Origin of the sequence: Jezberella montanilacus (assembly GCF_003003055.1) — a bacterium.
GTDB classification, from domain to species: domain Bacteria; phylum Pseudomonadota; class Gammaproteobacteria; order Burkholderiales; family Burkholderiaceae_B; genus Zwartia; species Zwartia montanilacus.
In genome coordinates this window covers 248,437-263,558 of record NZ_PVTV01000013.1, presented here as the reverse complement: position 1 = coordinate 263,558, position 15,122 = coordinate 248,437, and the positions used below count along the sequence as shown (strand labels likewise).

At 52.6% G+C, this 15,122-nt stretch carries 14 protein-coding genes; 3 read left to right on the top strand and 11 right to left on the bottom strand.

What is annotated here, in order from left to right; all coding sequences use genetic code 11:
* Nucleotides 1–13: 13 nt before the first annotated feature.
* The gene (locus tag BCM14_RS08930; protein WP_106227664.1) at nucleotides 14–769 is read left to right on the top strand and encodes a bestrophin-like domain; all 756 of its coding nucleotides are present in this window, start codon (nucleotides 14–16) and stop codon (nucleotides 767–769) included.
* A 94-nt stretch (nucleotides 770–863) separates the two neighbouring features.
* Here BCM14_RS08930 and hpf read toward each other — a convergent pair whose 3' ends face one another.
* From hpf to BCM14_RS08900, 6 genes are all read right to left on the bottom strand, one after another.
* Nucleotides 864–1,190 (bottom strand): ribosome hibernation-promoting factor, HPF/YfiA family, encoded by a 327-nt coding sequence (gene hpf / locus BCM14_RS08925; protein ID WP_106227663.1) that lies wholly within the window; start codon nucleotides 1,188–1,190, stop codon nucleotides 864–866.
* Nucleotides 1,191–1,365: 175 nt separating this feature from the next.
* Nucleotides 1,366–2,157, bottom strand: a complete 792-nt coding sequence (gene lptB / locus BCM14_RS08920; RefSeq protein WP_106227662.1) for an LPS export ABC transporter ATP-binding protein — start codon at nucleotides 2,155–2,157, stop codon at nucleotides 1,366–1,368.
* A gap of 8 nt (nucleotides 2,158–2,165) precedes the next feature.
* Complete coding sequence (lptA, locus tag BCM14_RS08915) at nucleotides 2,166–2,789, bottom strand: lipopolysaccharide transport periplasmic protein LptA (protein ID WP_106227661.1); 624 nt, start codon at nucleotides 2,787–2,789, stop codon at nucleotides 2,166–2,168.
* Nucleotides 2,786–3,403, bottom strand: a complete 618-nt coding sequence (lptC, locus tag BCM14_RS08910; RefSeq protein ID WP_106227660.1) for an LPS export ABC transporter periplasmic protein LptC — start codon at nucleotides 3,401–3,403, stop codon at nucleotides 2,786–2,788. The genes lptA and lptC overlap by 4 nt, the downstream gene beginning before the upstream one ends.
* Nucleotides 3,404–3,411: 8 nt before the next feature.
* Nucleotides 3,412–4,011 (bottom strand): KdsC family phosphatase, encoded by a 600-nt coding sequence (locus tag BCM14_RS08905; RefSeq protein ID WP_106227659.1) that lies wholly within the window; start codon nucleotides 4,009–4,011, stop codon nucleotides 3,412–3,414.
* 6 nt (nucleotides 4,012–4,017) lie between these two features.
* Nucleotides 4,018–5,007: a KpsF/GutQ family sugar-phosphate isomerase gene (locus BCM14_RS08900; RefSeq protein WP_106227658.1), complete on the bottom strand. Its 990-nt coding sequence runs from the start codon at nucleotides 5,005–5,007 to the stop codon at nucleotides 4,018–4,020.
* Nucleotides 5,008–5,146: 139 nt separating this feature from the next.
* On the opposite strand from BCM14_RS08900, the gene purT reads away from it, so the two are divergent.
* Nucleotides 5,147–6,388 carry a formate-dependent phosphoribosylglycinamide formyltransferase gene (purT, locus tag BCM14_RS08895; RefSeq protein ID WP_106227657.1) on the top strand — a complete coding sequence of 414 codons (1,242 nt, stop codon included), beginning with the start codon at nucleotides 5,147–5,149 and terminating at the stop codon, nucleotides 6,386–6,388.
* A 52-nt stretch (nucleotides 6,389–6,440) separates the two neighbouring features.
* On the opposite strand, the gene ilvA is transcribed toward purT, so the two are convergent.
* The gene (ilvA, locus tag BCM14_RS08890; RefSeq protein ID WP_106227656.1) at nucleotides 6,441–7,949 is read right to left on the bottom strand and encodes a threonine ammonia-lyase, biosynthetic; all 1,509 of its coding nucleotides are present in this window, start codon (nucleotides 7,947–7,949) and stop codon (nucleotides 6,441–6,443) included.
* A 155-nt stretch (nucleotides 7,950–8,104) separates the two neighbouring features.
* Between ilvA and BCM14_RS08885 the strand changes: the two genes are divergently transcribed.
* Nucleotides 8,105–12,043 carry a DUF3683 domain-containing protein gene (locus BCM14_RS08885; protein ID WP_106227655.1) on the top strand — a complete coding sequence of 1,313 codons (3,939 nt, stop codon included), beginning with the start codon at nucleotides 8,105–8,107 and terminating at the stop codon, nucleotides 12,041–12,043.
* A gap of 38 nt (nucleotides 12,044–12,081) precedes the next feature.
* Here the strand turns inward: BCM14_RS08885 and BCM14_RS08880 are convergent, their stop codons facing one another.
* From BCM14_RS08880 to BCM14_RS08865, 4 genes are read right to left on the bottom strand one after another with little or no spacing between them, the layout of a single operon-like run.
* Nucleotides 12,082–12,837, bottom strand: a complete 756-nt coding sequence (locus BCM14_RS08880) for a LamB/YcsF family protein (RefSeq protein ID WP_106227654.1) — start codon at nucleotides 12,835–12,837, stop codon at nucleotides 12,082–12,084.
* A gap of 57 nt (nucleotides 12,838–12,894) precedes the next feature.
* A complete protein-coding gene (locus BCM14_RS08875; RefSeq protein WP_106227653.1) occupies nucleotides 12,895–13,893 on the bottom strand; it encodes a 5-oxoprolinase subunit C family protein in 999 nt (332 codons plus the stop codon).
* Nucleotides 13,890–14,669, bottom strand: coding sequence for a 5-oxoprolinase subunit PxpB (gene pxpB, locus BCM14_RS08870; RefSeq protein WP_106227652.1), 780 nt, complete (start codon nucleotides 14,667–14,669; stop codon nucleotides 13,890–13,892). Before pxpB ends, BCM14_RS08875 begins: the two co-directional genes overlap by 4 nt.
* A gap of 9 nt (nucleotides 14,670–14,678) precedes the next feature.
* Nucleotides 14,679–15,110: a VOC family protein gene (locus BCM14_RS08865; RefSeq protein WP_106227651.1), complete on the bottom strand. Its 432-nt coding sequence runs from the start codon at nucleotides 15,108–15,110 to the stop codon at nucleotides 14,679–14,681.
* Nucleotides 15,111–15,122: the final 12 nt, after the last annotated feature.

The window sequence follows — 15,122 nt, the reverse complement described above, 5'->3', positions numbered from 1 at the left end:
ATAAGGTATAGATATGTTTGACTATCTAGTTGATCTGCCCAACGTAGTGCTTTTCTTGGTGATTATGTCTTCGGGGCTCCTGCTCGCAGTGGGCTTGCCGGTGCTGATTCGCTGGAAGTTCAAAATTACGCCTAACGACGCGCTGTCCAAAGGCGCCACAGAGGCCTACAAGATTGCCATCTCTATTACGCTTTTGCTCTTTGTGATCACGCTGGTACGTGTGCAGGGAGATCATAGAAATGCAGAAGACATCGCGGCCAAAGAGGTCGCGCTGACGCTCAAGCTCACAGGCGCCTTGGCTGTGTTTGGTGGCCCGGATGCAGAAGAATCAGTTGAAGATTTGAAGGCCTATACTAAATCAGTGGCCAATGACGAGTGGCCCTTGATGGCTAAAGGCGTCTCCAGCGACGTGACGACTGGCCTCTTGGCAGATTTGACACAGGGCATTGGGTTATTAACCCCTGAGAACGCGAAACAACAAATGGCGAGGGTTGAAATTGGCTTAACCATCAGTCAGTTGACCGACACAAGGCAAGCGCGGTTGACGGCAGCCAAGGTCACGCTACCCAATTACCTCACACAGGCTATCACGTGTGCTCTGGCTTTAGTGATCATTCTGGGCTGGCTTGAAACACCGTTGCCCAGGCTAGCCGGCTATGCGGGAGGCGTGGTCACGGGGTTTTCGGTATTGCTGACTTTGCTGATTCAGGCAAGCGGTGTGTTTGTCGGTCAGAACGCGGTCGATGCCTGGTCTATCCCGGGATGGTGAGGTAAGGCTTTGAATTAAGAAAACGTCGATAAAAGTTTAAGCAGACGAGAAAAGGATTAAGTCCCGCAGAAGAGGGGACTTAATCCAATCACAGTTAAGCGGCTTCTAGAGCCTGGCGCTTAGCAGCCATATGGCCGTGGTGATGAGTTCGATCTTTGTACTGTATGACTTTTCGATCGATTTTGTCGACTACGATATCGATAGAACTGTAGAGGTTATCTTCAGTTGATTCGCAGTGGATGTCTTTCCCTGGGACGCGCAGGGTGACTTCGACATGGTGTTTGAGAGGTTCGACTGAAAGCATGACTTGCAAGTCGATAAGCTTGTCGAAGTGTCGGGCAACACGCGCAAGTTTGGCGTGAATGTATTCCCGGATAGCAGGTGTGACCTCAAGATGATGACCAATGATGCTTATGTTCATGGACTGCACTCCTGGACAAATTGTGGGTAGTTTGCGCGGCTGCGCGGTGTGGGTCTTGTCAAGTCTCCTTTACAGTTTGATGACAATCCCAGTTTACCCACTTGGATCAGAAAATCAAGCGCAAAATTGGTCTAAGCAATTTTGGCTAAAGCAGTTTTTGTCCAGAAAGCCTTACCTACATCTTGAAATGTTCGCCTAAGTAAACTTTGCGTACGTCTGCATCCTCAACGATCTCTGTCGGGCTACCCGTGATCAGCACTCTGCCCTCGTTGATAATATAGGCGCGATCACAGATGCCTAGCGTCTCACGCACGTTATGGTCGGTGATCAGCACACCGATACCCCGGCTCTTTAAAAAGCGCACGATTCGTTGAATTTCGATCACCGCGATGGGATCCACGCCTGCGAAAGGTTCATCCAGCAGGATAAACCGCGGGCGAGTCGCCAGAGCGCGAGCAATTTCCACCCGGCGACGCTCACCACCCGATAACGACAGGGCACCGTTACCACGGATGTGGGTGATTTGCAGTTCTTCCAGTAACACGTCAAGTTGCTTTTCAATCTGCTTGCGTGAAAACTTTTGTCCGTCTTCATTGACCTGCAACTCAAGAACCGCGCGGATATTTTCCTCTGCAGTCAGACGTCTGAAAATTGAGGCGTCTTGAGGCAGATAAGACAATCCTCGATGGGCTCGGGTGTGGATAGGCATGGTGGTGATCGTTGCACCATCGATCTCGATTCGACCAGCATCAGCGGGCACCAGTCCCACAATCATGTAAAAGCTCGTGGTTTTGCCTGCACCGTTAGGCCCGAGCAAACCCACCACTTCGCCGCTATTGACCGAAATCGAGACGTCTTGCACGACCATTCTGCCGCCGTAAGACTTGCGCAACCCAGTTGCCAATAAGCTGCCAGGGCGATCGAGAGCTATTTTCTCAGAACTAGACGAGCGAGTTTTCTGTTGCATGAGTCAGGCTAGTTTGCAGTTTTCTTTGCTTTACACGCAGCGATTGCGGCGTCAACTTTAGAGCGAGGCTGAGCGACCGATCTGACGCGCCCACCTGAGGTGCCTGCCTCGGGGCCGGCAAATGCTTCATATACATCGGTCTTTTGGTGATACCTGACTTTTTGCCCATTGATGGTGTCGAAGCGGTCGCCGCAGATGTAGCGGGTGACGATTGCGTGACCAATTAAGTCGAAAATTTCTTCTTTGCCGTCGTACTCGGCGCGATCGCCAATACCTTCCAGTACCTCGAAGGTGTCTGGCCGATCTTGACGAATAAACACCCGTTTGCCTTTGTCGACGGTAGCCGTGCCGAACTGAAAGCCGTCTTTATCTTCGTGCATTTGTAATACATCAGAGTTCAGCGTCAGCAGGCCGCGCGTCATCACTACATTGCCAGTAAACGTGCTTTCGCTTTTGGTGTCGTCGTAATGGAGCGTGTCTGAAACGATCAAGGTGCTAGGGGCTTCTTTAGGGGGATCGCCGGGTTTGCCACTAGCCGACTCTTTAAGCGTCGCTGCGCCTGTTAAGGTCGAAAGCACGCATAGTGACAGGGTCAGCGCAAGACGTGAGATGCTGGGCGAGAAGAGAGTCATGGTTTTTTCTTGGATTCGACGGGAGTTGAACGGTCTCGAGAGTCTTTGGCAACGATATCAACATCGGTGGATTTAAGCACGTCTAGCTGCTGGGTATTATTGTTGTAACGCATACCAATGCCGTTCATGCGTGAACGGCCGCTGACTGCAATAGCTGGCAGATCAGTATAGGTAATGTCTTCTTTAACCAGCATTGTGATTTGCTGGCTGATAAAGTTTAAGGCTTGCCGTTTTGGGTCGGCGAGACGAAGCAGAACGGCGTCGCCCTCCATCACAATGCGGTTGCCATCATCATAAATCGTGGCTTTTTTTGCTGTGGCGACAGTTAAGGGGTTGTCACGACGTAAACCAAAACCTCGGGGGGTTGTGATCTCATACGACAGGTCATCTGGGTAGTGCACCATCAAGTCGCCCTCAAGCCGATGGATGACCATACCATTCAGATCTGTGCGCAGGACAACAAATTTTTCAGACCAGTTGTCTCGCTCATGAGTCAGTCTGGGTGGCGGATCGATCTGCACCGCCTTTTGGGCGTACTCTGACGCCCACCAGGTGCTCAGTACTAAAGCAATCATGAGGCCGATAGAGAAGAGGGTGGAGAAGCGTTCTTTCATTGATGGCTTTACTGAATCGTCCCGGCGCCCAAGCCGCCCGGTTGAAAATAAGTGCCAAGTCGATTTTGTGCTGCGAGGATCAGATCGGCACATTCACGAGCAGCGCCTTGGCCGCCTGACCGCGTCGATACCCAGTGCGCAGCCTGGGCCATGTAGGCGGGAGCAGTACAAACGGTGGCAGCAAACCCGGCTTTTTGCATGGCAGGCAGATCAATCAGGTCGTCACCCATAAAGCCAGTTTGGGTCAGGTCAATGCCACGCCGCGTTGCAATTTCAAGCAGGGCCGCACCCTTGTCCCGAACGTTTTGTTTCACTTCGGCGATCCCGAGCTCGGCGGCACGGCGTTCGACGATGGGACCTTCTCGTCCGGTGATCAAAGCAACAACAATACCGCTTGTTGCAAGCATTTTAAGTCCATGACCGTCCAGCACATTGAAGCGTTTCATTACTTCACCGGACTCTGAGTACCACAGACTTCCATCCGTCAGTACACCGTCGACATCAAAAGCCATCATTCGCAAATTCGCCAAACAGGCGCGTAGCTCTGGCGCAATTTTTGCCAGCACCAAAGATTCGGCGGGATGAGGTGGTTTTTTTTTGAGAGACATAAGCGACTAGATTACCTTAGCTGCCATTAAATCATGCATATGAATGGCACCGGTGAGGTTGCCGGAATCGTCTAAAACGAGCATTTGGCTGATTCTTTGGCTATCCATCAGCGCTGCTGCGTCTACGGCAAGCGCATTCGCAGTGATGTGACGAGGTTGTTTACCCATCCCAGCTGAAACCTGAAGTCCACGCACATCGCCAGCACGTTCGATTAAGCGGCGCAGATCGCCGTCTGTAAAAATGCCTACGGGTTTGTTCGACTTACCTATGACGATGGTCATGCCCATGCCTTTGTGGGACATTTCTTCAAGCGCTTGAGAGACGGTCGCACTTTCTGAAACGGTGGGCAAGGCGCTGCCAGTTCTCATCACGTCCGATACACGCGTCAACAGTTTTCGCCCCAAAGCCCCGCCGGGGTGCGATCTGGCGAAATCCGTCGCATCAAAATGACGACTTCCGAGACAAGCCACTGCGAGCGCATCCCCCAAAGCCAGAGCAGTCGTTGTGCTGGATGTCGGCGCCAGATTAAGAGGGCAAGCTTCTTGGCTCACTGAGACATCCAGGTGAATGTCAGCCAGTCTGGCGAGTTCAGACTGAGGATTGCCCGTCATTGCGATGACTTTTACCCCAAGGCGGTGCGCTGCCGGCAGAATGGTCAGAATTTCATGGCCTTCACCAGAGTAAGAAACAGTTAGCAGCACGTCTTCTTGAGCCAACATGCCGATATCACCGTGGATGGCCTCTGCAGCGTGTAAAAAGAAAGCGCGCGTGCCAGTTGATGCCAGGGTGGCTGCTATTTTGCGGGCGATATGACCTGTTTTACCAAGGCCACAGACCACCACCCGACCTGTGCAACCGAGCATGAGTTCTACTGCCGTGACAAATGTCGCGTCGAGCCGCGACCGTAGCTCGAGGATAGCGTTGGCCTCGAGTTGAAGTGTTTGTAAGGCGGACGCCAGGGTTTTGGCGGATTGATCTGGGTTAAAGGACGACATTTAACAATTTTAGCCTTTCGTTAGGTGCTTCGTCCCAGCCTCCCTTGTTCAGGTCAGGCTAAAGTATCGATTATCACGATTTAAATGATTCAAAAGCGATCTTTCGCAATGAGTGACCTGTTTATTTACCGAGAGCGATATGTCAACTGCCTATCCTGATTCCATTACAGACGTCTCTGCTTTTACGCCGAAGCTGGGTACGCCTGGCTCTTCTAGCGCCTTGAGGGTCATGCTGCTTGGATCTGGCGAACTGGGCAAGGAAGTGATCATCTGTTTGCAAAGACTGGGCGTAGAAGTGATCGCAGTGGATCGCTATGCCGACGCACCGGGGCAGCAGGTGGCGCACCGGGCGCATGTCATCGCCATGACGGATCGCGACGCACTGAGACGAATTATTGATCTTGAAAAGCCTCATCTTGTCGTGCCCGAGATTGAGGCCATCGCAACCGATTTGCTCGTCGAGCTCGAGGCGGCAGGTCAAATCCGTGTGACACCGACAGCTCGCGCCGCGCAGCTAACCATGAACCGGGAGGGCATTCGCCGGTTAGCTGCTGAAACCCTCGGCTTGCCGACGTCGCCCTACCGCTTTGCCGATTCACCAGAGCAACTTCGTGACGCCGCCGACTACGTCAAATATCCGTGCTTGGTGAAACCGGTGATGTCCTCGTCAGGCAAGGGGCAATCCGTGTTGCGAGGGCCTGAGGATGTTGAAGCCGCCTGGTCCAAAGCCAAGCAGGGCGGTCGTGTAGGTGCTGACAGAGTCATTGTTGAGGGCTTCATTCAGTTCGAGTATGAAATTACCTTACTGACTGTGCGTGCGGTTGGGGCAGATGGCAACGTGACGACCCACTTTTGTGCGCCGATTGGGCATCTTCAGGTGGACGGGGATTACGTCGAAAGCTGGCAACCTCAAAAGATGTCACAGGTTGCCCTAGAGCGCTCACGTCAGATTGCCTCAGAGGTAACCGCCAACCTGGGGGGCCAAGGCCTATTCGGGGTTGAGCTATTTGTCTCAGGCGATGAAGTCTGGTTTTCAGAGGTCAGCCCACGCCCGCACGACACCGGTCTCGTAACGCTCGTGTCGCAGATGCAAAGCGAATTCGAGCTGCATGCGCGGGCAATTCTTGGGCTCCCCGTCGACACATCCTTACGCAGCCCTGCGGCAAGCAGTGTGATTTATGGCGGGGTAGATGCCAAAGGCGTTCACTTTGAAGGCGTGGCGCAGGCCTTGCTTGAACCCTGCACTGACCTTCGTCTGTTTGGTAAGCCAGAGTCGTTCGTTAAGCGTCGCATGGGTGTGGGCTTGGCTTACGCCCCGACCGTCGAGCAGGCTAGAACCCGTGCCCGCGGCGTGAGCAGTACGGTCAAAGTTCGACGTTGATGGTGACTGGCCCTGGCCAACGACTAAGCGTGCCTACTGTTAAGCATCGCCGCTATAAAAACAACCGATAGGCTGGATTGTCGGTTTCGTTGCAATAAGGGTAGCCAACCTCTTCAAGGAACAATCTGAAGGCTTTCTTTTGCCCAAAAGGTAGCTGGATGCCCACGAGAACCTGGCCGAAGTCTACGCCCTGATTGCGGTAATGAAACAGGCTGATGTTCCAGGTGGGTTTCATTGAGTTGAGAAACCTCAATAGCGCCCCGGGACGTTCGGGGAACTCAAAGCGATAAAGAACCTCATTGGCTGCCAGACCGGATTTGCCGCCCACCATATGGCGCAAATGCGTTTTGGCCATTTCGTCTTGCGTCAGATCAATCGTGTCAAAGCCGTGCTTGCGAAAGCCATGGGCGATTCTGTCGGGTTCAGACGCGTTATTGATGTGAATACCAACAAAGACATGTGCTTGTTTGGTATCGGACATTCTGTAGTTGAATTCCGTCACATTGCGGTTACCGACCAGCTCGCACAATGCCCGAAAACTGCCAGGCTGCTCGGGCAAGGTCACGGCGAAGACCGCTTCACGTGCCTCGCCGACCTCTGCCCGTTCGGCGACAAAGCGCAGTCGGTCGAAATTCATATTCGCGCCGCAAGCAATGGCGATCAGGGTTCGCCCCTTCATTTTATGATTGATTGCATACTGTTTGGCACCTGCCAGTGCAAGCGCTCCTGCGGGCTCCAGCACGCAACGCGTATCCTGAAACACGTCTTTTATCGCGGCACAAATGGCGTCGGTATCCACACAGATATAGTCGTCAACATATTGCTTGGCTAAGCGGAAGGTTTCTGCGCCCACCAGCTTGACGGCTGTGCCGTCCGAAAACAATCCAACTTCATTCAAGTGCACCCGTTTGCCGGCTTTTACGCTTCGCATCATGGCGTCTGAGTCAAACGTTTGTACACCAATGATTTTGATTTCGGGTCGGAGTTGTTTAATGTAGGCAGCAATACCGCTAATGAGACCACCACCGCCTACTGCTACAAAAATGACATCGATCGGGTCTGCATGCTGTCGCAGGATCTCCATGCCGATCGTCCCTTGCCCTGCAATCACGTCGGGATCATCGAAAGGATGGACAAACGTCATCTGTAGCTTTTTCTCGAGCATCGCCGCGTGGCTATAGGCGTCAGAGAAACTATCGCCCCACAGAATGACCTCGGCGCCCAACGCTCTTACGGCGTTGATTTTTACCTGAGGTGTCGTGGTTGGCATGACAATCAACGCCTTGCAGCCGAGTTTTTGTGCTGATAGCGCTACCCCTTGCGCATGATTGCCCGCTGATGCTGCAATCACCCCTTTTGCCAAAGCTGACCCCGGTAGATGAGCCATTTTGTTATAAGCGCCCCTCAGCTTGAAGCTAAATACCGCTTGCGTATCTTCGCGCTTGAGCAAAATGGTGTTGCCTGAGCGTTGCGACGTTTGAGGGGCGATTTCTAGAGGGGTTTCAATGGCAACATCGTAGACTTTTGAGGTCAGGATGCGTTTAAGGTAATCGGTAGACATGGAGGCAAGTATCTTGGCTGAGAAAGTGTTGCTCTGATTATCCCATGGCCGATCAATAAACGAGCAGTCAAGCTGATCGTGGGGTTATTTTTGGTAAAACAAAGGGATGACTTACACTAAGGTTTGCATCAAATTAGAAGAGTTATCCCCAGCGAATGAACGCCCCCCTTGCCAGCCAATACTTGAAAGCTGAGCCCCAGACCGAAGGTCAGGCTCGCTTGCGCGAAATCCCCTACAACTACACCTCTTTTTCTGACAAAGAGGTGGTTCGTTGTTTGTTGGGTGATGATGCGTGGGCATTGCTCTTCGATTTGCGTGGTGAGCGCAGAACAGGGCGTTCGGCGCGGATGTTGTACGAGGTACTTGGTGATATTTGGGTGGTTCGACGAAACCCCTATTTACAAGACGATTTACTTGACAACCCCAAGCGTCGCGCCATGCTGATACAGGCGATGCAGCATCGTTTGGCTGAGGTAGATAAGCGCAGGGATACAGAGGTCACAACAAGAGACGATAAAGTCGCCGCTTTGCTCAAGCGGGCTCGCCAGGCGGTCAGCACGTTTGAGGCTGAGTTCGACAGAACTGCCGAGTTGCGTGCGCGGGTTAAGCGGGTGCTGGGCAAACTGACGGCGCGCGACAATATCAAGTTTGACGGTTTGTCTCGCGTGTCTCACGTGACCGATGCGACAGACTGGCGAGTTGAGTACCCCTTTGTTGTACTGACACCTGACACAGAGACTGAAATTGCAGGGCTTGTGCGTGGCTGTATTGAACTAGGGCTGACGATTGTCCCCCGCGGGGGCGGTACCGGCTATACAGGTGGCGCCATCCCGTTGACATGGAAGTCAGCAGTCATTAACACCGAAAAACTTGATACCCTGGGTGTCGTTGAACTGATCGATTTGCCCGGTGTTGATTCAAAAGTGGCAACCGTGCGGGCAGGTGCGGGCGTTGTGACTAAGCGTGTATCAGAAGCGGCTGAGCTTGCCGGGTTCGTGTTTGCGGTCGACCCCACCTCTGCAGACGCCTCCTGTGTGGGCGGTAACGTCGCCATGAATGCCGGCGGCAAGAAGGCAGTGCTTTGGGGCACAGCGCTCGACAATCTCGCCTGGTGGCGCATGGTGGATCCCAATGGCAATTGGCTTGACGTCACGCGTATTGAGCATAACCTTGGAAAAATCCACGATGCTGGCTTGGTGCGTTTTGAGCTGAAATGGTCAGATGGCTTGTTTCCAGCAGGCGAAAAAGTATTGCGTACGCGCTTGCTAGAGATTGAAGGCGCACGGTTCCGTAAGGCAGGTCTGGGTAAAGATGTAACCGATAAGTTCCTGTCTGGTTTGCCAGGCGTACAGAAAGAAGGTTGCGACGGTCTGATCACAGCAGCCCGCTGGGTTTTGCACCGTATGCCCACCCATACGCGTACGGTCTGTCTTGAGTTTTTTGGTCAGGCACGCGATGCTATCCCATCAATTGTCGAAATCAAAAACTACTTGGATGGCGAAGGGCGAACTAAAGGAGCACTGCTTGCTGGTCTTGAGCATCTGGACGAGCGCTATCTTCGTGCCGTCGGATACTCCACCAAGAGCAAGCGCGGTCTCTTGCCTAAGATGGTGCTGTTTGGTGACATCGTGGGTGATGATGAGTCTGTCGTAGCCGCTGCAACGAGCGAAGTCGTGCGCTTGGCCAATACCCGCCATGGCGAGGGTTTCATTGCAGTCAGCGCAGAAGCGCGTAAAAAGTTCTGGTTGGATCGCTCACGTACTGCCGCGATTGCGCGGCATACCAATGCCTTCAAGATCAACGAAGATGTTGTGATCCCGCTTGATAGGATGGGCGAGTACACCGACGAGATCGAACGCATCAATATCGAACTTTCGATTAAAAACAAACTGCGCCTGTTGGATGGTTTGCATAGCGCCTTGTCGGGAAACTTGCCAATCGCAAAAATGAATCGCGCGACCGAAGAAGGCGTATCGATTGAAGAAGCGTTGAATGAAAAGCGTGACGCTGCGATCGATTTGCTGGAAACGGTCAGGGTTCGCTGGCAGTGGGTTCTGGCTCACCTTGATCAAGAGGTGGCAACTGCAACGGGGGCGTTGAATCAGTTCGGCTACGAGGCTTTAGTGCCGGTATTGCAAGAGCGTTTGAGCCATCAACCCGAAGCGCGAATTTTTGACGTCGTGCAAGACCGAACCATCCGGATTTCCTGGAAGCTCGAAGTTAAAGCCGCCCTTGAAGGCCTGTTTGGCGGCACTGATTTTTCGCCAGTGTTAACTGACCTATATGCTGTTCACGAAAAGATACTGAAGAGCAGGGTGTTCGTGGCCTTGCACATGCATGCAGGCGACGGTAATGTCCACACTAATATCCCTGTCAACTCTGACGACTACGAGATGTTGCAAGAGGCCAATGAGACGGTCGAGCGCATCATGCAGATTGCTCGTAACCTGGATGGCGTGATCTCGGGCGAGCACGGCATTGGTCTGACTAAATACGAATTCTTGACTCAAGAAGAGCTCGACCCGTTTCAGAAGTACAAGCGAGAAATCGATCCCGACGATCATTTCAATGCCGGCAAGTTGATGCCCGGTGCAGATCTGCGTAACGCCTGGACACCGAGCTTCGGTTTGATGGGGCACGAGTCCCTGATCATGCAGCAGAGCGATATCGGCGCCATTAGTCACTCGATCAAAGACTGTTTGCGCTGCGGTAAATGCAAGCCTGTTTGCGCGACGCATGTGCCACGCGCCAATCTGCTTTATTCGCCTCGAAACAAAATCCTGGCAACTTCCTTGTTGATAGAAGCGTTTTTGTACGAAGAGCAAACGCGTCGTGGGATCAGTCTGAAGCACTGGGAAGAGTTTGAAGACGTAGCGGATCACTGTACCGCCTGTCACAAGTGCTATAACCCCTGCCCGGTCGACATTGATTTCGGTGATGTGTCTATGAATATGCGCGCCTTGTTGCGCCGCATGGGCCACAAATCGTTCAATCCAGGCACGACTGCCGCCATGTTCTTCCTGAATGCCAAAGATCCCGCGACGATCAATGCGACTCGCACAGCCATGGTCGGTGTCGCTTATAAAGCGCAACGAATCGCCCATGATTTCTTGTCCAAGTTTGCTCGCAAACAAACTGAAAAGCCCCCCGCAACAATCGGTAAGCCCCCGATTCGCGAGCAGGTTGTGCATTTCATCAACAAAAAAATGCCTGGCGGTTTACCCAAGCAGACTGCTCGCAAGTTGCTCGATATTGAGGATGCAAACTACGTCCCCATTATTCGGGATCCCAAGCAAACTGCAGAGACCGAGGCGGTTTTCTACTTCCCAGGTTGTGGGTCTGAAAGATTGTTTTCGCAGGTAGGCCTTGCAACACAAGCCATGCTCTGGCATGCAGGCGTGCAAACGGTGCTGCCTCCTGGATATTTGTGTTGCGGCTATCCCCAGCGCGGCAGTGGCATGAAAGACAAAGCTGATCAAATCATCACTGACAATCGTGTGCTTTTCCATCGTGTTGCGAACACGCTCAATTACCTGGATATCAAAACGGTTGTTGTCAGCTGTGGTACTTGTTACGACCAGTTGGCGGGGTACGAATTCGAGAAAATATTCCCTGGCTGTCGCCTGATTGATATCCACGAATATTTGCTGGAAAAGAACATCAAGCTTGAAGGCGTGCAGGGCGTCAGATACATGTATCACGATCCTTGCCACTCACCAATGAAACTGCAAGATCCGATGAAAACCGTCAAATCGCTGGTCGGCGACTCGACGATTAAAACCGATCGTTGCTGTGGCGAGGCGGGTACCTTGGCAGCGTCCAGACCCGATATTTCTACACAGATCCGTTATCGTAAAGAAGAAGAGCTGCACAAAAACACAGCAACCATTCGGAGCGATGGCTACACCGGCGAGGTCAAAATGCTGACCTCATGCCCAGCATGCTTGCAAGGTTTATCGCGCTTCGAAGAAGATACGGGTGCTAAATCTGATTACATCGTCGTTGAAATGGCAAGACATATACTTGGCCCTAACTGGCTTGAGGATTATGTGGCACGGGCTAACGACGGCGGGATTGAAAGAGTGTTGGTTTAGCTATTTATGCGTAAATAGTTGGGACCGTTAGAAAATCCCTAAAAACCAACCTCAATACCCTCTGCCTGTAACGCCTGCCTGATTGCTTTAGCAAACTCAACCGCGCCGGGCTGATCGCCATGAATACACAAGGTATCGGCGCGCACCTTCACGACGGTGCCGTCCTGGGCTGTTAGCGTGCCCGTCTTGATCATTTGCAGTACTTGAGCGATGGTTTGCTTCACGTCGGTGATCATGGCACCCGGCTGAGTTCTAGGTGTCAAGGTGCCGTCAGGCTGATAGGTTCTGTCGCCGAAGACTTCGCTTTTGGCGGTCAAGCCTATTTTTTCGGCAATCGATATCATGTTGCTTGCTGCTAAACCGAAGAAGACCAGACTCTTGTCGACATCGTAGACTGCTTGGGCGAGTGCCCGCGTCAAACCTTCGTTTTTTACTGCCATGTTGTAGAGCTGGCCGTGTGCTTTGACATGCTGTAACTTTGCGCCTTGCGATGCCGCGACAGCCGCTAGAGAGCCGATTTGCACGACCATCATGTCGTAGGCCTCCTGGTCAGTGATTTTCATGTCGCGGCGCCCAAACCCTTGCAGATCCGGCAGGCCAGGATGCGCACCGATACCAACTTTGTTTTTGATTGCAGCCGCGACCGTTTTACGCATCGTCGCTGGATCGCCTCCGTGAAAGCCACAGGCAATGTTCGCGGATGAAACAAAGGGCAGAATCGCCTCGTCGTTACCCATTTTCCAGGCACCGTAGCTCTCGCCCATGTCACAATTCAAATCGATACGCAAAGTCATTTTCTGTTGATTCCTGTGGTCTTAAATTGAAACATAGCCCGCGCTGTCAAGGTCTTGCTAAATCACGTGTGCCGTGATCAGTTGTTCAATGGGTTTGAGAGTCTGTGCGAGTCTCTCAAAAGCAGTCGTCCTTGCCAAGTCAAGGGTCTGTGCGTTTTCAAGTTTGATACTCTCAAATCTAACATGATCGCCAGGCACCATTTGTGCGAGCAAAGGCAGATCAACACTGGCAACGTAGGCTATCTTGGGATAGCCGCCAGTTGTTTGAGTATCAGCCATCAACACAATCGGTTGCCCACCGGCTGGCACTTGTATCGTACCGAAAGTAGTTGCCTCAGAGATCATTTGACGAGGCGTCGAAAGGGAGAGAGTGGGGCCTGCAAGACGGTAACCCATGCGTTCAGAGTCAGGGCTGATCCGAAACGTTTCAGTTAGCATCGCGATGCAACTTTCTGGTGTGAAATCGACCCACTGATTACTCTTGATGATGCGGATTCGATCTCTTGGTTGCTCGGTTACTGGCGCTGGCAAATAGATGCGGATGTTCCATAAGTCTTGCGCCAGACTGCTTAACGCAGCCGGCGACAGTGTCTTGTTTAATTCGACACGATCGTCACGCTTCAAGGCACGGCCGTGATAGCCGCCCATCGCACTACGAAGGTAAGTGCTGGTGCTGTTGAGAACCGGGTCAAGCTGATAGCCACCATGGATAGCCAGATAGGCTCTCGCGCCCCGCACTCTGGCCCCGAAAGACAACCGGTCACCCTCGCGCAGAATCAGGGGCCGATTCATTGCAGCAGGTTCGTCGTTGATCTTTGGGCTTAAATCTGCCCCAGCGATTGCAATACAGCAGGCGCTTGAGAAATCGATAGTCGGGCCAGTCAGCGTCATTTCCAGGCTTGCCAGAGAGACTGGATTGCCAACCAGAAGATTCGCCAACTGATGCGATCGCCTGTCCATGGGACCAGCCGTCGGCACCCCCAGGTGCTGAAAGCCGATTCGACCCATGTCTTGAAAGGTCGATAACATCCCTGGCTTGATGAAATGCATCGTCACAACGGCAACCCCTGTGTCTTCCGCATTTCATCGAATTGAGTCTCAGTGATTGGCACAAATTTGACCGAATCACCAGGCATGAGTCGCGACGGAGGTGCTCGGTCAACAGCAAACATCGCGAGCGGTGTAGCGCCGAGAATATGCCACCCACCCGGCAGCAGATTCGGGTAAATCGTGCTCTGTCGATTGGCAACAGCGACTGACCCTGCAGGAACTGCTGTGCGCGGGGTGTCTCGCCTTGGGATAGCAAAAATCGGATCGTGCACACCAATATAGGGTAGGCCTGGCGCAAAGCCGAGTGTAAACACCATGACGTCGCTGTTTGAATGACGCTCAATGACTTGTGTTTCGGTCAGACCGGTCTGACTGGCAACGAAGGACAGGTCAGGCCCATATTCACCGCCGTAGCAAACGGGGATCTCTACGGTTCGGGCAAGTTGACCGATCTCAGGCAAGCCAGCGTCGATTAAGGCGGATACCTTGCGTGACAGCGACTCGAAAGAAATCACCTCGAACGTCTGTGGATCTGTCGAACCCGAGCTTGCTGGATGCGCAAACGGCAAGTAGTGCAGGGCAACTGAATTAAAGGAGGGGGTGATATCAATCACCCCAGCTAAGGCAGCGTGCCGAAAGCTTGCCGCAGCACTCAGACAGATACGCCCTGTTTCAGCACTAATGCTGTCTCCGAAATCGATGCTGAGGCAACGATCACCCTGTGCTCGAATTTGATAGCTGGGGTGCAGGAGCACTATGTTTTTATGCGCTGGCTGTGTCATCAAGCTGCCTTATTTGGCAAACAGGGACTCCATGTTCTTAAAGGCTTTGAACTCGATGGCATTGCCTGACGGATCCAGAAAAAACATGGTCGCTTGCTCACCCACTTCACCTTTAAACCGGATATAAGGTTCGATAATGAATTTCGTACCAATCGCACGAAGCTTGTCAGCCATTACTTCCCATTCAGGGATCGATAAGACTGCACCAAAATGACGAACAGGTACGTTGTGCGAGTCAACGGCACTCGTTTGTTTATGACCGCATTCTTCAGGTGAAAGATGGGCGACGATCTGATGACCATAAAAATCGAAGTCAATCCACTCAGAGGAGCTTCTGCCTTCGCCACAGCCTAGTACGCCGGCATAGAAGCGACGAGCTTCTTCCAGATCACGAACCGGGAAAGCAAGGTGAAACGGCGGCATAGCTGTTTGAGCGCTCATTGATAATCTCCT